This is a genomic window from Achromobacter pulmonis (assembly GCF_021733725.1).
GTDB lineage: Bacteria > Pseudomonadota > Gammaproteobacteria > Burkholderiales > Burkholderiaceae_B > Achromobacter > Achromobacter pulmonis.
In genome coordinates this window covers 4215845-4234106 of record NZ_JAIFOT010000001.1, presented here as the reverse complement: position 1 = coordinate 4234106, position 18262 = coordinate 4215845, and the positions used below count along the sequence as shown (strand labels likewise).

General features: G+C 69.7%; 16 protein-coding genes and 1 riboswitch. Of the genes, 9 read left to right on the top strand and 7 right to left on the bottom strand.

Annotation, left to right across the window (positions count from 1 at the left end; genetic code table 11):
• Nucleotides 1-87: 87 nt before the first annotated feature.
• From K2W61_RS19465 to trpB, 3 genes are all read right to left on the bottom strand, one after another.
• Nucleotides 88-2505: a DNA internalization-related competence protein ComEC/Rec2 gene (locus K2W61_RS19465; RefSeq protein ID WP_419761652.1), complete on the bottom strand. Its 2418-nt coding sequence runs from the start codon at nt 2503-2505 to the stop codon at nt 88-90.
• Nucleotides 2506-2696: 191 nt separating this feature from the next.
• Complete coding sequence (gene trpA / locus K2W61_RS19460) at nt 2697-3488, bottom strand: tryptophan synthase subunit alpha (RefSeq protein WP_175140666.1); 792 nt, start codon at nt 3486-3488, stop codon at nt 2697-2699.
• A complete protein-coding gene (trpB, locus tag K2W61_RS19455) occupies nt 3485-4693 on the bottom strand; it encodes a tryptophan synthase subunit beta (RefSeq protein WP_175131507.1) in 1209 nt (402 codons plus the stop codon). The genes trpA and trpB overlap by 4 nt, the downstream gene beginning before the upstream one ends.
• A 105-nt stretch (nt 4694-4798) precedes the next feature.
• Between trpB and K2W61_RS19450 the strand changes: the two genes are divergently transcribed.
• Together K2W61_RS19450 and K2W61_RS19445 are read left to right on the top strand one after the other, a co-directional pair.
• Entirely contained in the window at nt 4799-5674 is an 876-nt protein-coding gene (locus K2W61_RS19450) for a LysR substrate-binding domain-containing protein (protein ID WP_236756359.1), read from the top strand.
• A 169-nt stretch (nt 5675-5843) separates the two neighbouring features.
• Entirely contained in the window at nt 5844-7391 is a 1548-nt protein-coding gene (locus tag K2W61_RS19445) for a flagellin N-terminal helical domain-containing protein (protein WP_236756358.1), read from the top strand.
• Nucleotides 7392-7694: 303 nt separating this feature from the next.
• On the opposite strand, the gene K2W61_RS19440 is transcribed toward K2W61_RS19445, so the two are convergent.
• Nucleotides 7695-8879: a hypothetical protein gene (locus tag K2W61_RS19440; RefSeq protein ID WP_236756357.1), complete on the bottom strand. Its 1185-nt coding sequence runs from the start codon at nt 8877-8879 to the stop codon at nt 7695-7697.
• A gap of 448 nt (nt 8880-9327) precedes the next feature.
• A complete protein-coding gene (locus tag K2W61_RS19435; RefSeq protein ID WP_236756356.1) occupies nt 9328-9540 on the bottom strand; it encodes a hypothetical protein in 213 nt (70 codons plus the stop codon).
• Nucleotides 9541-9542: 2 nt separating this feature from the next.
• Between K2W61_RS19435 and K2W61_RS19430 the strand changes: the two genes are divergently transcribed.
• The 6 genes from K2W61_RS19430 (at nt 9543) to K2W61_RS19405 (ending at nt 15550) form a co-directional block, all read left to right on the top strand.
• Nucleotides 9543-10163 carry a diguanylate cyclase gene (locus K2W61_RS19430; RefSeq protein WP_236756355.1) on the top strand — a complete coding sequence of 207 codons (621 nt, stop codon included), beginning with the start codon at nt 9543-9545 and terminating at the stop codon, nt 10161-10163.
• A 158-nt stretch (nt 10164-10321) separates the two neighbouring features.
• A complete protein-coding gene (locus K2W61_RS19425) occupies nt 10322-10639 on the top strand; it encodes a co-chaperone GroES (protein ID WP_175131511.1) in 318 nt (105 codons plus the stop codon).
• Nucleotides 10640-10670: 31 nt separating this feature from the next.
• Entirely contained in the window at nt 10671-12293 is a 1623-nt protein-coding gene (gene groL / locus K2W61_RS19420) for a chaperonin GroEL (RefSeq protein ID WP_049073230.1), read from the top strand.
• A 271-nt stretch (nt 12294-12564) separates the two neighbouring features.
• Nucleotides 12565-13008: an Hsp20/alpha crystallin family protein gene (locus tag K2W61_RS19415; RefSeq protein ID WP_175131512.1), complete on the top strand. Its 444-nt coding sequence runs from the start codon at nt 12565-12567 to the stop codon at nt 13006-13008.
• Between the two features lie 34 nt (nt 13009-13042).
• On the top strand, nt 13043-13429 hold the full coding sequence (locus K2W61_RS19410; protein WP_063584965.1) for an Hsp20/alpha crystallin family protein: 387 nt from the start codon (nt 13043-13045) through the stop codon (nt 13427-13429).
• Nucleotides 13430-13648: 219 nt separating this feature from the next.
• Nucleotides 13649-15550, top strand: coding sequence for a tetratricopeptide repeat protein (locus K2W61_RS19405; RefSeq protein WP_236756354.1), 1902 nt, complete (start codon nt 13649-13651; stop codon nt 15548-15550).
• Nucleotides 15551-15599: 49 nt separating this feature from the next.
• Here K2W61_RS19405 and K2W61_RS19400 read toward each other — a convergent pair whose 3' ends face one another.
• Complete coding sequence (locus K2W61_RS19400; protein ID WP_175140663.1) at nt 15600-16331, bottom strand: SDR family NAD(P)-dependent oxidoreductase; 732 nt, start codon at nt 16329-16331, stop codon at nt 15600-15602.
• 257 nt (nt 16332-16588) lie between these two features.
• Here K2W61_RS19400 and K2W61_RS19395 point away from each other — a divergent pair, with 257 nt between their 5' ends.
• A complete protein-coding gene (locus K2W61_RS19395; RefSeq protein ID WP_175140662.1) occupies nt 16589-17350 on the top strand; it encodes an SDR family oxidoreductase in 762 nt (253 codons plus the stop codon).
• Between the two features lie 15 nt (nt 17351-17365).
• On the opposite strand, the gene K2W61_RS19390 is transcribed toward K2W61_RS19395, so the two are convergent.
• Nucleotides 17366-17980, bottom strand: a complete 615-nt coding sequence (locus tag K2W61_RS19390; protein WP_175140661.1) for an ABC transporter ATP-binding protein — start codon at nt 17978-17980, stop codon at nt 17366-17368.
• A 107-nt stretch (nt 17981-18087) separates the two neighbouring features.
• Nucleotides 18088-18222: riboswitch (TPP riboswitch) on the top strand.
• The last annotated feature ends 40 nt before the right edge of the window (nt 18223-18262 follow it).

The following is an 18262-nucleotide window of genomic DNA, read 5'->3' as shown; positions in this document are numbered from 1 at the left end:
CGTCGAACGCGTGGGGGCGTCGAGCGCGGTGACACCGACGATGCGCCGCGCCCTGCCCGGGCGCCAGCCCGCCTCCCCCCGGCCCATTCAGCGCCCGTGCCAATAACGCCGCTCGCGCTCGCGCTGGGCCCACACCCGCAGCCCGTCCGCGCGCGACTCGGCCATCACCGCGCCGTCGCGGTCACTGCGCCAGAACGCGGCGCCGGCACGCAGCCAGCGCCGCTGCACCGCCGGCGCCGGATGGCCGAAGCGGTTGAGGTAGCCGCATTGCGCGATCGCGTGACCGGCCCGCGATGCCATCACCAGCTCGCGGCCTGAGGACCCGCCCGATCCGTGGTGCGGCGCCAGCACGATGTCGGTCGGGGGCAGTCCCAGCGCCGCCAGCTCGCGCTCCTGCGCCACGCCGATGTCGCCGGTCAGCAACAGCGAATGGCCGGCTCCTTCCACCCGCAGCACGCAACTGCTGGCGTTACGATCGCCGCCCGGATCGGCGGCACCCGCCGCTGGATGCAGGAACGTGAAGGTCACGCCATCGATGCGCCAGCCATCGCCACGTTCGCAGCGCAGCATCTGCGCAGGCGGCACATCGCGCACGGCGGAGGGCCACAGCCGGGCATCGCGGCGCAGCCATGCCGCCAGGTCGAACGACGCATAGCTGCGCGCCACCGGCAGCGCCGCCAGCACCGAGCGGGTACCGCCCACATGATCCAAGTCCGCGTGCGACAGCACCAGCACGTCGAGCCGTCCGATGCCGCGCGCCAGCAACTGCGGCCCGATCACGCGTTCGCCCGCGTCGCCCCCGCCGAAATGACGCGGCCCCGCATCGAACAACAGCGACTGGCTGGCGGTTTCCACCAGGATCGCGCTGCCCTGGCCGATATCCATCGCGCTCATGCGCCAGTAGCCCGGCTCGGGCCGCTCCGGCCGCCAGCACAGCAGTGGCAACATGCACAGCCACCCCAACCGGCGCAGCGGCCAACCCGGCGCTTGCAAGGCCCAAGTCATGCCCGCGACCGCCCACGCCAACCACGGCCACGGCGCCGCCGCCACCGTGAAACTCGCCCAATCGGCGTGGGCCACGCGCGCCACCACCACCATGGCCGCGCCGAACACGCCCGCCCCCGCCTGGCCAGCCAGCGCGGCCACCGCCGCCATGCCCGGCGTCGCTGACAACAGCGCGCACAACAGCGCCAAGGGCGTGACCAGGAAGGTCACCGCGGGAATCGCCACGGCGTTGGCCAATGGCGACCCCAGCGACACCTGGTGCACCAGGAACGCCAGCAGCGGCGTCAGCCCCAGCGTGACGGTCAGCTGCAGGCGCGCGGCCTGCGCCAACGCCGCGGCCCAGCGCTGGCGCCAGCCGGCCTGCGCGTCGCGCGGCGCCTGCGCCACGCGCAACAGGATCGCCACGGCGCCGAACGACAGCCAGAAACCCGCCGCCAGCGGCGCCCAGGGATCCAGCAGCACCACTGCCGCGGCCGCGAACGCCAGCACCCGTCCCGCCGAGACTCGCAAGCGCGACCCCAGGGCCGCCAGCACCAGCAGCAACATGAAGAAGGTGCGCCGCGACGGCACGCCCCAACCTGCCAGCAGGCAATACGCCAACCCGACCACGGCCGCCGCGGCGCCGCCCGCGACGCGGGCCGGCACGAACTCGGCCAAGCCCATGCCGCGCCAGCGCGCGCGCCGCCACCAGGCCGCCAGCAGCCAGGCCGCCAGGCCGGCGATCGAGGTCACGTGCATGCCGCTGATCGACACCAGATGGGTGATGCCGGCGCGATTGAAAACGACCCAGTCTTCGCGCGCCACGCCCGCCTGGTCGCCGATCGCCAGGGCGATCAGCACCGGCGCGTAACGGTGGCCATCCAGCGCGCGCCGCATGCCCTCGCGCACCCGGTGGCGAGCCCGTTCGATGGCAATGCCGGCCGACGCCCATGGCCGGTCGTCCAGCAGACGGGGTTGCCCGCGCACCGTGCCGGTGGCCCGCAGGCCGCGCGCGAACAGGCGCGCCTCGCCATCCGGGGCGTCCGGGTTGAGCGGCGCGTGCGGCCGGCGCAGCACCAGCGCCATGCGCCATATCTGCCCGGGAATCACGCGCGGCGCGCCCGGCGTTACCCGCGCGGGCAGGCTTTGCGGTCCGCCCGGCCGCCCGCCCACCGGCGCGCCTTGCGGCGCCAGCCACGAGACCAGAATGCGTCGGGGAATTCCCGGCTGCGCCGGCCCCACCTGCTCGGCGGTGAAGCGCACGCCGCGCTCGTCGTCGTCGGGCAGTTCTACGACGCGCAGCGCCAGCCGCGCCACGGCATTCTGGTGCACGTCGGCCAGCGCGTCATCCAGCCGCCGCTGCGCCTGCCACGCGGCATCGAACGCGCCGAGCAGCAGGCCCAGCCCCAGCGCCGCCGCCACCCCTGACACCCGCCCTGGCCAGCGGCGCGCGGCCAGCGGCAACAGCGTGCCGGCCACGCCCGCCGCAATGTAGAACCCCACGCCCGGCAGGGCCGCCAAGCCCTGCACCGCCCCCGCGCCCGCCACCACGGCCAGGCAGAATATGCGCCCTTTGATGTCCGCCTCCTGCAATACGGACCAGCATAGGGTCGCGGCGCACGCGACGGATCAGTCAGTGAACGGCTTTATCCACCCCGGCCGGCCGCAAGCGCGCGCCGCGCCGCCGCCGCGCGGGACGTCATCGCCACGCTTCAACGCGCTGTCCGCGCCGCGCCAGCCAAGGTCCGCACTTCCGCCAGCGCTGCGCCCACCCCGCCGGCCGCCAGGGTTTCGACCAGCCGCGTGCCCACGGCGACCAGGTCCGCATGGCGGCCCACCGCCCGCGCCTGCTCCGCGGTACGCACGCCGAAACCGGCCGCGATGGGCAATGGCGTGCGGGCCCTGACGCGCGCCAACGCGTCCGCAATGGTGGCATCGGCCGGCAGCGCGGCGCCCGTCGTCCCCGCCAGCATGACGTGGTAAATGAACCCGCTGGCGCCGGCCAGCACGCGCTCCAGGCGTTCGTCCGGCGTGGTCGGCGCGGTCATCCTGATGACGGCGATGCCGTGCCGCCGCGCCAGCCGTTCGATGCCGGCGGCGTGCTCGGGCGACAGGTCCACCAGGATCAGGCCATCGACGCCGGCCCAGGCGGCGTCGGCCATGAAGCTGGCCGCTTCGTAGCGCATCAATGGATTCATGTAGCCCATCAGCACGACCGGCGTGTGCGCGTCGTCCTCGCGGAAGGCGGCGACCAGTTCGAGCGTGCGCCGCAACGTCTGCCCCGCCTTCAGCGCACGCGCGTTGGCCCGCTGCAGCACCGGCCCGTCGGCGATCGGATCGCTGAACGGCATGCCCAGCTCGATCACGTCCGCGCCCGCCGCGGGCAGTCCTTTCAACAAGGCCAGGCAGTCGTCATAGCAAGGATCGCCCGCCGTGAAATAGGCGGCCAGGCCCGCCCGGCCGGCGCTGCGCAGGCTGGCCAAGGTTCGTTCAAGACGGTTCATCGCGCTTCCCCTGTGAATTGCAGCACCGAGTCCATGTCCTTGTCGCCGCGTCCGCTCAGGCAGACCACCAGCGACTGGTCGCGCGCCATATGTGGCGCGAGTTTGCGGGCGTAGGCCAGGGCATGCGCGCTTTCCAGCGCGGGAATGATGCCCTGGCGCCGCGTCAACCAAAGAAATGCATCGACCGCCTCGGCGTCGGTGACCGACTCGTAAACCACCCTGCCCGTGTCGTGCAGCAAGGCGTGCTCGGGCCCGACGCCCGGGTAATCCAGGCCCGCCGAGATCGAATGCGCGTTCTGGATCTGGCCATCCGCATCCTGCAGGAAATAGCTGCGGCAGCCATGCAGGACGCCCGGAGATCCCTCGCCAATGCTGGCTGCGTGCTCGGCGGTATGGGTGCCGCGTCCGCCCGCCTCGACGCCGAACAACCGCACGCCGGCGTCGTTCAGAAAGGGATGGAAGAAGCCGATGGCGTTCGAGCCGCCGCCCACGCAGGCCACCATCGCGTCCGGCAGCCGCCCTGTCTTCTGGACGATCTGCGCCCGGGTCTCCTCGCCGATCACTTTCTGCAATTCACGCACCAGCCAGGGATAGGGGTGCGGACCGGCGCCGGTGCCCAGCAGGTAATAGGTATCGTCCGGATGCGCGATCCAGTCGCGGATGGCGGCATTCATCGCGTCCTTCAAGGTGGCGCTGCCATCGCGCACCGGCCGCACTTCGGCGCCCAGCGTCTTGATGCGCGCCACATTGGAAGCCTGGCGCGCCACGTCGACGGCGCCCATGTAGACCACGCATTCCAGGCCATACAGCGCGCACACCGTGGCCGTGGCGACCCCGTGCTGGCCCGCGCCGGTCTCGGCGATGATGCGGCGCTTGCCCATGCGCCGGGCCAGCAGTGCCTGGCCCAGGCAATTGTTGATCTTGTGGGCGCCGGTGTGGTTCAGGTCTTCGCGCTTGAGAAACAGGCGCGCGCCGCCCAACTCATCGCTGATCGCCCCGGCATACAGCAGCGGGCTGGGGCGCCCCACGTAGTCGGCCAGCATGGCGCGGTACTCGGCCCAGAATCCGGGGTCTTCCCGGGCGGCGCGATAAGTGCGTTCCAGCGCGTCCAGCGCCGGGGCCAGGGTCTCGGGCATGTAACGGCCGCCGTAGCCGCCGAACTGCCCCGACGCATCGGGAAATTCTGGATGTGAAGTAAAAGACATGGTTTCAGCCCTTCGAGAACGTGGCAACCATGTTATCCAGGGAAAACTGCGAAATAAATCATAGATTTCTTGCGCATTAATGTTAGATTTTCTAATATCAATCGCATGCGAAACCTGCCCTCGATGAACGCCCTGCGCTTTTTCGACAGCGCCTCCCGCCACCTCAATCTTTCGCTCGCCGCGCAAGCGCTTGGCGTGTCGCACAGCGCGGTCAGCCAACAGATCCGCCAGCTCGAGCGCTGGCTGGGCAGCAAACTGTTCGAGCGTCATTCGGAAGGCGTGCGGCTCACCACCGCCGGGCAGGACCTGCAACGCGCGTGCCTGCCGGCGTTCGACATGCTCGAACAGCGGCTGGCCGAACTGCGTGGCCGCCCGGCATTGCCCCATGTGGTGGTGGGCGCGCCGGCCAGCCTGCTGTCGAACTGGATCATCCCCAGGCTGGAGCATTTCGAGCGCGACCATCCTGGCATCCAGGTGCGGCTGCAGACCGCCACCGATATTGCCCTGCTGGAGCGGCGCGTCGTCGATGTGCTGATCGTGGCCGACACCCACCAGTCGCCCGCCATCGAGGCGCTGCCGCTGTTCCTGGAAGCCATCGGGCCGGTCTGCACGCCGGACCTTGCGCGGCGCATCCGCGAACCGGCCAATGTGCTGGAGGCGCCGCTGCTGCATACCGCCTCGCGTCCCGCTGCCTGGGACCACTGGGCGCAGGCCTGCGGCGTAACGCTGGACCCGCTCCAGCCGGGGCGCCGGTTCGATCAGCTGGGCCACATGCTCGAAGCCGCGGCGGCGGGCCTGGGCATCGGCATCGCGCCCCGCGAGCTCGTACAGGCGGACATCCGCGCGGGCCGGCTGGCCGCGCCGCTGGGATTCCGGGAAACGGGCGGCCGGTTCAGCCTCTATGCCCGGGCCGACGCCCCCGATCGCGTGAACGACCTGCGGCGCTGGTTCAAAGCGCAAGCGGTGTCCGGCGCGGCCTGACGCGCGGCGCGGACCCGTCTGACCGAAACGGCGCGGGACGCGGCGCCGCAACGCCGGCCCGCTTCCCAGGGCCATGCGAGGCGCCCTCGGATCAATCCGGGATTCAGGCGTTAACCGAGACGGCCGGCCAGTCCATGACTAGCATTTCCGTCTTGCATTGGAGTCGCGCATGCCCTCGATCAGAACCCAGACCCTGTCATTGCGGGCACGAAGCCAACTGGCCAAATCGGAATCGGCGCAGGGCGTGGCGCTGGAACGCCTGTCCTCCGGGCTGCGCATCAATCACGCAGCCGACGATGCCGCCGGCAACGCCGTCGCCAGCCACTTCACCGCCCACATTCGCGGACAGCACCAGGCGGCGCGCAACGCCAATGACGGCATCTCGCTGGCGCAAACCATCGAAGGCGCGCTGGGCGAAATGGGCCATAGCCCGCAACGCATCCGCGAACTCGCCGTACAGGCGCAGAATGGCAGCAATTCCCCCGGCGATCTGCAGGCCATCCAGGCCGAGATCGACCAGCAACTGGGCGAGATCGAACGCATTTCCCACCAGACCCGGTTCAACCAGCTGGAGGCCCTGTCCCAGGACGCCGACCTGACGATCCAGACGGGTGCGCATGACGGCGACACCATCGACATCAAGACCCGGCGCATCGACACCCAGACCCTGAACCTGGACCGGCTCGACGTGGTGCACGATCCCCGCCTGGGCGCCAGCACCGACAAGACGGTCATCAGCGCCCACGCCGAGCCCGCGCCGCCGGTCGCCGCGCCACCGCCCGTGGGCGCCTTGCCGCCCGTGGCGGCGCCCCCGGCGACCACCACCGCCACGCTGCACATCCGGATCGGCGCCACCGTCTTGACCGGGCTCAACGCGCACGTGTTCCGCTACGATTTCAATGGCGCGCCGCGTTATATCGTGCAAGAGCATGGCGCCATCGCGCCCCTCAGCGTCACCAACTACCGTCTGGACCCGCTGCCCTTGCCCACCGGCGGCGTGCTCGATATCGACCTCGCCGCGCTGCCCGCCATCGATCTCGCGAAACTGAGTCCGGCCGAACAGGCGGCGCTGGCCACCGCAACGGCCCATTTTGCCGGCACGGCCATCACGGTTCCGGCCGCGCCGGCGGCACCGCCCGCGCCGCCGCCGGCGGCGCCGCCTCCCGCCCTTGCGCCCACGGCCGATGTCGTCCAGAAAGACACGCCCATCCGGCTGTTGGATTTCCGGCGCAGCCTCGCGCCCGTCCCCACCGCCGAAGACGGCCGCCCCCTGTTCGACGCCGACACCAAGGTCCACTACCTGATGAACGCCAGCGGCCAGGCGAATGGCGAATATGTCATCAGCGGCAGCGACGGCAACTTCTACGACATCAGCATTGCGCCCAGCGGCGAGGTGTCCTTCAAGCCCAAGGACGCGCCCCCGACCGTCAACGTCAAGGTCGCCCCCATGAAGCGCGTGGCCCACGCGCTGGCACAGGTGGACAGCCTGCGTGGCGAGCTGGGCGCGGTGCAGAACCGCCTGGGCTCGGTCATCACCAACCTGACCCACACCGCCGATATCCTCATCCAGGCGCGTGGCCGCATCGAAGACGCGGACTTCGCCGTCGAAACGTCCAACCTGACGCGGCAGCAAATCCTGCAACAGGCCAGCAAGGTGGCGCTGACGCAGGCCAACCAGCTGGCGCAGAACGTGTTGGCGCTGCTGCAGGAGGATTGAGGCGTCATTGGCGCGGACCCGAACGCGCAGCGAAGAAAAGCCGGCGCCTCACCCCATTGCCGCACCGGCACATCGGCGCCGCTTTGCAAATGGCTGATGCAGGCAATGCAGGCCGAGGATTCCCCTTTCACCGCATGCCGCTTATAGCAGGGCATGCTCATATCCTGCGGTCTGCTCGCCATATCCAGAACGGCAAGGACTCATCCTGTGCGCCGGGCATCGCACCGTCAACGATGACACGCCGTTAATCCGTTTGAGCCCCCGTGCGTGCAAGCCGCGCCACCGCAGCGACGCCGCGCCCGCTCAGTCAATCGCCAGATACGCCTGGCCACCCGGCTTGAGGTACGGCCGCAACGCCTGGAACGGCACGCGGCCGTGCGTGCCCAGGCAGGCGCCCGAGGCGTGGCCCACGCCGGACACCGCCAGGCTCAACGCGCCCGGCGAGGTGGCGCCCAGGGCCAGGTATTGCGGCCAGAGGTCGGCGCAATCTTCGAGGCTGGGATGCTGCTCGGCCTGGCTCCCTGATGGACCGGCCTTGACCACCTGCTCCACCAACCTCGACAGCGCGGCGCTGGGTTCACGGCCGAAGGTGTGTTTGCCCGGTGCGTAGGCGTCGAACACGCGGTTCCAGTCCAGGTATTCGCCACGCAGCAGGTCGAAGGTATACGGTTCGAAATGATTGAACGGATGTGCCCCGCCGCAATCCAGGCTGCCTGCTTCGGTCACGGTCATCAGCGCGCGCGACAGCCACGTGACGTTGACGTCTTCCTCGTCGAAGCCCCCCAGGGTGCCCGCGCCGGGATTCGTGCTGGTATAGGCGGACGCCATGCATTCCAGCGCGCCCAGGCTCTTGCGCCAGTGGCGCTGTTCCAGCAGGTCATTGACGCGCCGCATGACCTGTGCATCGGGATGACGGCTGAGCCGCGGGTAGCCGAACCGGGTGCGCGGATCCACCCACATGCGGTAGGCCACCGCGCCCGCGCCGACATCCTTGCCCACGGGCTTGGCGTGACCGGCCAGCTTCAGCGTTTCATAGGGCGCGCGGGTGGCGTCGATGCCGGCCTTGAGGTCGATGTCGCCCAGATCGGTCTGCGCGGCGCGCGCCTGGGCGCGGTCGCGTTCGAGTTGATCGGTGTCGTAAGCGGCCACTCGTTGCAGGTCGAAGCGGCGTTGCTTGCCGGTGCGCGTGTCGGTCCACTGACCGCGATAGCCCTTGGCATCGCGCGCGCCCTGCCAGCTTGCCGCGCGGTCGGCCGCGTCGATCGTGGCCTGGTCCGAGGCGGGCGGCCGCGCCGGACGGGGCTTGGGCTCGTACAGAAGATCGCCCGTGCCGCGCAAGGGAATGTCGACGCCGCTCCGGGGATAGAAGTAGCGACCGCTCACGACCCCGTCGGCGCCAGCCGCGTCGTCCAGTTCCAGCACCACTTCGCCGGCGCCTTGCAACGTGCCCTTGTAGACGGTGCGCTGGGCGGCATGGACGTCCAGCATGGCAATTGAAAGGACGGCCAGGGCCAGTACGGCAGGGCGGAAACGACGAAGACAAGGGGCAGGCAAGCGCATCGGGATTATCAGCCGCAAGAGTCGAATCTGCGCACTATACCGGAGCGCCGGCGAGCCTCTGAGCGCTCCCGTCCGCGCCACCGCCCTGGCGCCACACCGTGGCACTGATGGCCTGGCGCAGCGCGGCCAGGTCCAGCGATGCCGCGCCCGCGGGGCCTGCGCGATGTGGTCGCTGATGCTGCCGCCCACATGCAGCGTGATGTCCAGCGCGGCCAGGCCAGCCAATTGCAGCGGCGCCAGCGCGGCCTTCAGGCGCCGGCGATCCATGACGACAGCGGCCATGAAAGGCACGCCGGTCTCGGGACCGCCCATCCTGCCGCTCAAAGTTACGTCCATGGGACCTTTCTTTCGGTTTGTCGAATCCGCATGGCGCGCCTCATTTCATCGACACGACATCCAGCGCCCTTAGGTGCCTGGACAGAGCCATGCGGGCCGCCGCGCCCTTGTCGCTGACCGTGCCGGTACTGTCGCCGCCGCCGTATCGACGCGGCGCGGCCGCGATCTTGAGCATCGCCACGCGAAGCGATAAATTTGCTTCAGCGAAATCGTTACCGTGGCCTGCCGGGCAGGCCCGTCGTTGGAGTCGCACGCATGGATATCATCGAAACGATCGCTTCGCACACCGCGGCCCTGCGAATGCCGCTATACGCCGTGACGGCCAGCGCCATCCGCAAGGCCGACACGCCGCTGATTCTCACGCTTCACTGGCATGGCTTTCACCGTGATGGCATGGCCGAAGGCGGACTGCGCGCCGTCGCCGGTTCGGCGGTGCAGCTCAACCTGCGCTGGCACGAGTTTGCCGTGCTCGACCGCGCGATCATCGACGCCGGATGGGCGCTCGGGGCCTGGGACGTCGAGCGCGTGGCGCGCCCCCCCTGGTGGCGCCTGAACGCGCCGGTCGCGGAAGCCGTGGCCGGCCACCGCGCCTTCGCCGATTATTCCGACCTGCCGCCTGCGGACGACCCGGTCGTGGTGGAAGCCCCGGACCAACGGGACCTGATCGCACTGGCCGCGCGCAAGGGCTACGTGCGTTGGCTGTTCAGGCCGCGCAAGGGGGGACTGTGGCGCCAGCTGGACGGCGACGACAGCACGCTGGACGCCGACGGCGGACGCACCCTGCCCTGCCCGGTACCGCTGCAACCGGACGGCCGCGAACTGCGCCGCAAGGTGCTTTACCGGCTCGGGCGTGGGGATGGATTTTTGATTCTTTAAGTTGCATTTTGAATCATTTTTGACTCTTGAAGCGCTTTTGGCGCGCCCATAGATTTTTTGCGCATCCCGATCGCGGATGCCCGGCGCATGACGGCGCGATGCCGTGGCGATGCGCCGGCGTTCACTTTTTGATGATCAAGACTTCAGGAGATAGAGTCATGAAGATCCGTCCCCTCTACGACCGGATTGTCGTCAAGCGAATCGAACAACAACGCCAGACGGCGTCCGGGATCGTCATTCCCGATTCGGCCGCCGAAAAGCCCGAGCAAGGCGAAGTCCTAGCCGTCGGGCAAGGCAAGCGCAACGCCGACGGCTCCCTGCGCGAGCCCGAACTCAAGGTGGGCGACCGCATCCTTTTCGGCAAGTACGCCGGCCAGACCGTGAAGGTCGACGGCGAAGAACTGCTGGTCATGCGCGAAGACGATGTCTTCGCCGTGCTCGCGCCGCAGGACAAGCAACTGAAGAAGGCCGCCTGAGGCCCGGCCATCGCGAACTGAGGAGCAAGACATGAGTGCCAAAGACGTCAAATTCCACGATAACGCCCGCACCCGCGTGGTCAAGGGCGTCAACATCCTGGCCGACGCCGTCAAGGTGACGCTCGGCCCCAAGGGCCGCAACGTGCTGCTCGAACGCAGCTTCGGCGCACCCGTCATCACCAAGGACGGCGTCTCGGTCGCCAAGGAAATCGAACTGAAGGACAAGTTCGAGAACATGGGCGCGCAGATCGTCAAGCAGGTGGCCTCGAAGACGGCCGACGTGGCCGGCGACGGCACCACCACCGCCACCGTGCTGGCGCAGGCCATCGTGCAGGAAGGCATGAAGTACGTGGCTTCCGGCATGAATCCGATGGACCTGAAGCGCGGCATCGACCAGGCCGTGTCCGGCGTGGTCGAGGCGCTGCGCAAGCTGTCCAAGCCGATCTCCACCAGCAAGGAAACGGCGCAGGTGGCGGCGCTGTCGGCCAACGCGGACGAGGCGATCGGCAAGATCATCGCCGACGCGATGGACAAGGTCGGGCGCGAAGGCGTGATCACCGTCGAGGACGGCAAGTCGCTGGACAACGAGCTGGATATCGTCGAGGGCATGCAGTTCGATCGCGGCTACCTGAGCCCCTACTTCATCACCGATCCCGAGAAGCAGGTGGCGCAGCTCGACGACCCGCTGGTGCTGCTGTACGACAAGAAGATATCCAACGTGCGTGAGCTGCTGCCGGTGCTGGAAAGCGCCGCCAAGGCCGGCAAGCCGCTGCTGATCGTGGCCGAGGATGTCGAAGGCGAGGCGCTCGCCACGCTGGTGGTCAACGCCATGCGCGGCGTGCTCAAGGTCACCGCGGTCAAGGCGCCGGGCTTCGGCGACCGCCGCAAGGCCATGCTGGAGGACATCGCCATCCTCACGGGCGCCACCGTCATCTCCGAAGAGACCGGCAAGCAGCTCGACAAGGCCACGCTGCAAGACCTGGGCAGCGCCAAGCGCATCGAGGTGCGCAAGGAAGACACCATCATCATCGACGGCGCCGGCAAGCAGGAAGCCATCGACGCGCGCGTCAAGACGCTGCGCAAGCAGATCGAGGACGCCACCAGCGACTACGACCGCGAGAAGCTGCAGGAACGCGTGGCCAAGCTGGCGGGCGGCGTGGCCGTCATCAAGGTGGGCGCCGCCACCGAAGTCGAGATGAAGGAAAAGAAGGACCGCGTCGACGATGCGCTGCACGCGACCCGCGCGGCGGTCGAAGAAGGCATCGTGCCCGGCGGCGGCGTGGCGCTGCTGCGCGCCCGCGCGTCCATACAGGACCTCAAGGGCGCCAACGCCGACCAGGATGCCGGCATCCGCATCGTGCGGCGCGCGCTGGAGGCGCCGCTGCGCGCCATCGTGGCCAATGCCGGCGAAGAACCGTCGGTGGTGGTGGCCAAGGTGGCGGACGCCAAGGGCAATTTTGGCTATAACGCGGCCACCGGCGAGTACGGCGATCTGGTGGAGATCGGCGTGGTCGACCCGACCAAGGTCACCCGCACCGCGCTGCAAAATGCGGCGTCGATCGCCGGCTTGATCCTGACGACGGACGCCACCGTCGCCCAGGCTGCCGAAGAGACCAAACCGCAAGCGGCGCCGGCCGAAGCCATGGACTTCTGATCCGGCTCGGACCGGGCAGCGTGAAGGCATCGCGCCACGGGCGCGGTGCCTTTTTTTTGCGTCGCGGCGCGAACGACCGCCGCCGCCGCGTCCTAGCGGGCCGATCTTCGACGCCATCTATGCATTCGCGCCAACCGATTTCACGAATCAAAAACGCGGGGTCTTGAATCCGCGCGGACCGCACTTATATCTCCGTTGAAGCGGTCGAGCGGCTGGCGATTGCGACGCATGAAGCGGCCCCGATCCTGTCCAACCATCTTGGGAGGTAATCATGGCGAACTACCCATTCACCGATACCGGTGTCGAGTCCTTCTTCGACGCGGTCCAGGAACAGATGGACCGCATCCTGCGCGGCGCGGGCCTGCCCGCCAACCTGCGCGCCCTGCCGCGCGGACATTTTCCGCCGGTCAATATCGGCGTGTCGGATGACGCCGCGGTCGTGGTGGCATTCATTCCCGGCATCGACCCGGACACCCTGAAAGTGTCCATCGAGAAGGGCCTGCTGACGATCAGCGGCACGCGCGAAGCGCAAGCACTGCCCGAGAATGCGCGCTATTACGCGCGTGAACGCGCCGACGGTTCATTCACGCGCGCCATCGAACTGCCGGCCGACGTCGACGCCGACAACGTGCAGGCGCGCTATGTCGATGGCTGTCTGCTGGTCTCCATCAAGAAGAAGGAGTCCTCCAAGCCGCGCCTCATCCCGGTGCAGTAACGCCCGCCCGTCGCATTGTTCAGGAGATACCATCATGAATACGCGTAACGAACTCGTTGTCGAACAAGAAGGCCGCGCCGCGCAGCGGCGCCCCGCCACCCTGCCCGCCGTGGACATTTTCGAGGACACCGCCGGCGTCACGGTGCTGGCCGACCTGCCCGGCGTCACCAAGGAGCGCCTGAACATCAAGGTCGAATCCGACGTGCTGGTCATCGAAGGCGAAGCCGCCGTGCCGGTGCCGCGCGAACTGCGCCTGATCCACAGCGAACTGCGCGAGCCGCTGTTTCGCCGTTCGTTCCGGTTGGGACCGGAATTCGACAAGGAGGCGATCAGCGCCAACCTCAAGCAAGGTGTCCTGACGCTGCGCGTGCCGCGCGTCCGCGAGGCCCAGCCGCGCCAGATTCCGGTGACGGTGGCATAAGCGCCATGCCGCGCCGCGGGGCCGCAAGGCCATCGCGGCGCGGCATGGCCGCCGCGGACCGCCGCCAGCGGCCGTCCGCGACCGCGCGCCTGGTCTCGGGCGCGGCCGAAATGCGCAATGACTGGCCAATTGCCGCCCGATGGCTGGCCAATCCTCCGGCGACGCGGGGATAATGACCGTTTCCGCCAACGCCATTGCCCTTTGCAGGGAGCGCACTTCTTGGGCCCCACCCCCGATCCCGCCGCCCGCCCGCTCACCGTCGGCGAAGCCATCAATCTGGCCCATGCGCACTGGAACGCCGGCCAGGCGGCGCAGGCCGAGCACGTCTGCCTGCGGGTGCTGGACGCGGCGCCGGACCAACCCGACGCGCGACATCTGCTGGGCCTGATCGCCCACGCATACGGCCACCCCGATCTGGCGCTGGCGCATCTGCGCGCGGCCTGCCTGCCCGCCACCGCGCCGGCCGCCTATTGCAGCAATCTGGCCGAAATCTGCCGCCAGCAGGGCCGGCTCGAAGAAGCCGAAGCCGCGGCGCGACGCGCGGTCGCGGCGGACCCGGCGCTGGCCGACGGCTGGAACAACCTGGGCATCATCCTGCAGGAAGCGGGCCAGCTCAGCGCCAGTCTCGAATGCCTGCGGCGCGTCGCCGCGCTGCGTCCCGACAACCCGCAGACCCACAACAACCTTGGCAATACCTGCACGCGCCTCGGCGACAACCCGCAGGCGCTGGCCCATTACCGTCGCGCGCTGGAACTCGACCCGGACTATGCGCCGGCGCTGAGCAACCTGGCCGTGGCGCTGGGCGAAGACGGCCAGCATGAGGCTGCCCTGGCCGCGATCCGGCGCGCCATCGAGATCGACCCGCTGGTGCCGCAGGCCGTTCGGATCCTCGCCGCGCTGGAGCGCGCCAGGGCGCGCCACGCCCCAGCCCACGACGGCGCCGCACACCCGGGGCCAGCCCCGGCCGCCGACGACGAGCGCACGCAGACCGAGACCGAGGCATTGCTGCGCGCCGGCCAATACGTCGCCGCCGAAACGCTGTTGCGCCAGGCGCTGGCGCGCGGCGCGCGGCACGTGGCGCTGTCGCGGCTGCTCGCATTCGCCTTGCAGCGACAGGGGAAACTGGGCGAAGCGCGCGCCCTGCTGGAACAGGCGCTGCGCGCCCATCCCGGCGACGCCGCCTCGCGCTTCGACCTGGCCGAGATCCTGCTGGCGCAAGGCGATTTCGCGGCTGGCTGGCGCGAATACCGCTACCGCTATCGCCTGGCGCACACGGCGCTGCGGGCGCGTCACGTGCAGCGGCCGCGCTGGGACGGCCGTCCCATTCCCGGCCAGACGCTGCTGATCCACGATGAACAGGGCTACGGCGACACCTTCCAGTTCCTGCACCTGCTGGCGCTGGCCCGCGTGCGCAGCGGCGCGCGCGTCATTCTGGAAGTCAAGCAAGCCTGCCACGCCCTGGCGCACCGCGCCGGCGGCTTCGACGAGATCGTCGTGGCCGGCTCGGCGCCGCCCGCATTCGACTGCCATTGCGAACTGCTGAGCCTGCCGCAGGCGCTGGGACTGCGGCTGGCGGACCTGCCCGTGCGCACGGCCTATCTGCAGGCCGATCCGGGCCGCGTGGCGCACTGGCGCAGCCGGTTGGCGGCGTTGCCGCGCCCGCTGGTGGGGCTGGTGTGGGCGGGCAGCCCAAGCCATCCGCGCGATGCGCAGCGCTCGCTGGCGCTGGCCGACCTGGCGCCGCTGGCCCAACCCGGCGTCACGTTCGTCGGCCTGCAGCAGGGAGACGCGGCGGCCCAGGCCGATACGCCCGTGCCGGGCCTGGCCATGGTGTCCCTGAGCCGCGAGATCCGCGACTTCGACGACACCGCGGCGATCCTGACGCTGCTTGACGTGCTGATCTCGGTGGATTCGGCGCCGGCACACCTGGCCGGCGCGCTGGGCCGCCCCGCCTGGGTCCTGCTGCCTTTCGTGCCGGATTGGCGCTGGCTGCTGGAACGCGCGGACACACCGTGGTATCCGTCGCTGCGCCTGTTCCGCCAACCCGCGGCGCAGACATGGCGCCCGGTGTTGGACGAGGTGGCCGGCGCGTTGCGGGCCTTGCGCGCCGACATGCGCTGACCACACACCGCCGCCAGGCCTGCCCCGGGCCAGCGGCGACGCTGCCGCCTCAGCGCAGCGCCACCCCTGTGGCGCCGTGCAAGGCGTCCAGCAGCCGCGCCTGGAAGGCCTCGTCATGCGCCGCCGGATGCGGTTCGCGCCGTTGTTGATGATGCCAATAACCGCCGCTGCGCAGGGCCGCGGGATCATCGGTCGCCGCCAGCCAGGCCTGGGTGACATGCCCCAGGCTCAGGTCGTCCGGCGCGTCCGGCCCGCCCATCCGGGTGGGCACCCAGCCTGGATCGACCGCGTGGCTGATCACGTCCGGCCACCGGTGCGCCACCGCAGCCGACAGCGCCGTCACGAACAGCTTGCTATCGGAATACGAGCCGCTCTCGCGGCTGCCGTCCCAGGCCATGCCGCCCAGGTCCGGCCGGCCGTCGTAGTGCATTTCGCTGCTCAGATAGACCAGCCGGCGCGGCCGCTCCATCAATGCCGTCAACACATACGGCGCGATGACATTGACCGGCAGAATGGCCGCGCCGGTGAACACGCCGGCATTATGGATGACCGCGTCCATCCGGCCCAGCGCATTCACTTGGTCCGCCAGATCCCGCGCCTGGGCCAGGTCGGCAAGGTCGCCCACCACGGCCAGCGCCCCCTGCGACAGCAGCTCGCGCGCGGCGCCAAGACGCGCGCGGTTGCGGCCGTGGACCACCACCATGTGTCCGTCCGCCAGCAGCGCGCGCGCGGCGGCCAGGCCAAGGCCGTCAACCGAGCCGGTAATGAAAATGCGTGCCATGAATCCACTCCTAGAAAACCGGGCGCGGGCCAGCCCTATCTTGCCTGAGCGCCAGCGGCGCGGCGCTGTGCAGAGGCGTGCGCAAGTGTATCGGCATCCCGCGCCGCGCGCCGCCTAGACCCGCCTGCGCGCCGGGGAATTGCGGCAGCGCGCCAGTGGGTGTCCGGGCAGGCAAGGCCCGGCGGGAAGTATAGTGACGGCCACGGCTCATGCCCCTCGCCGCATCATCCCAAACCTCACAGCAGGAGACTTCCGCAATGGCCACCGATTCCCCCGCCCCCGTTATCCTGATCACCGGCGGCAGCCGCGGCGTCGGCGCCGCGACCGCGCGGCTGGCCGCCGCGCACGGCTATGACGTGGCCATCAGCTATGTCTCGAACGAGGCAGCGGCCCAGGCGGTGGTGGCCGACGTGCAGGCGCAGGGGCGGCGCGCCCTGGCGGTGCTTGCCGACAGCGCCGACCCGGAACACGTCGCCGGCCTGTTCGCCGCCATCGACCGCGAATTCGGCCGCCTGGACGTGCTGGTCAACAACGCCGCGATCATTGCGCGCCAGTCACGCCTGGAAGACCTGAGCCACGAACGCATGCAGCGCATTTTCGCGGTCAATTCCATCGGGCCGATGCTATGCGCGCAGCAGGCGGCCCGGCGCATGTCGCAGCGCCACGGCGGCCGCGGCGGCGCCATCGTCAACATATCATCGGGCGCGGCGCGGCTGGGCAGCCCCAACGAATACGTGGACTATGCCGCCTCGAAGGGTGCGCTGGAGAGTTTCACCATCGGTTTTTCCAAGGAAGTGGCGCGCGAGGGCATCCGCGTGAACTGCGTGCGTCCCGGCCATATCTACACCGAGATGCACGCCAGCGGCGGCGAGCCGGGCCGGGTGGACCGCATCAAGGACACCGTGCCCATGGGCCGGGGCGGCCAACCCGATGAGGTGGCACGGGCCATCCTGTGGCTGGCGGGCGCCGAGGCCTCGTATGTCACCGGGACGTTCATCGACGTCACGGGCGGCAAGTAGCCCCGCGACGGCGCGCTAGCGCAGCGCGGCGATCTCCATGGCCGTCGCCCCGCAAGCCTGCACCAGTTCGGGATCGTGGCTGGCGAACAGCACCACCCGGTCGCGGCCCCAGGCCATGAACAACTCGGCCAGCGCGCGCCGTGCCGGCGTATCGAGCCCGTTGCTGGGGCCGTCGGCCACGATCACGGCCGGATCGCCCAGGGCGGCCGCGGTCAGGTAGACCTTGCGGCGCGTGCCGGTGGACATCTGCTCGAAACGCTTGTCCAGGTGCGGTTCCAGCCCCAGCCGGGCGGCCAGCTCTAGCACCGCGTCATCGACCGCCACCCGCTTTTCCGCCGCGACCCGTTCGAGCAGCGCGCGCCCGGTCTGTTCCGGCGACGCCAGGCAGTTGTCGGGCACATAGGCCAGGCGGGCCTTGGCCTGAACCGGCGCCCGGGCCACGGAGTGGCCGTCGATCGAAACCTCGCCGCCATCCGGCGCGATCACGCCCGCAATGATGCCGAGCAGGCTGGACTTGCCGGTGCTTTCTTCTTCGCACAGCGCCACGCAGCCGGGCCCGAAGGTGTGCGTCAGCCCCTGGAATACGAGATGGTCGCCGTAGCGTTTGGTGAGATGGTCGATGCGTAGCATGGCGCCAGTTTACGCAGGAAAACCCTGCCCGGCCAGGGTCCGGCGGGCCGCAGCGACGATCATCCGCGCCGCCGCTTGACAAGCGTTCGCGCCCCTCCGAACATAGCTCCATCCACCCGGGGAGCTTTGGCAAGAAGCTGAGATTCCGATGGCGGCCGCGCCCCTGCGCGGTCCGCGGCGCGCGAGACCCGTCGAACCTGATCCAGGCAATGCTGGCGTAGGGAAGGTGCGGGGCCGCCGGCGGATGCGCGATTGCGCGCCGGCAAGGCGCCCTGCCCCGCC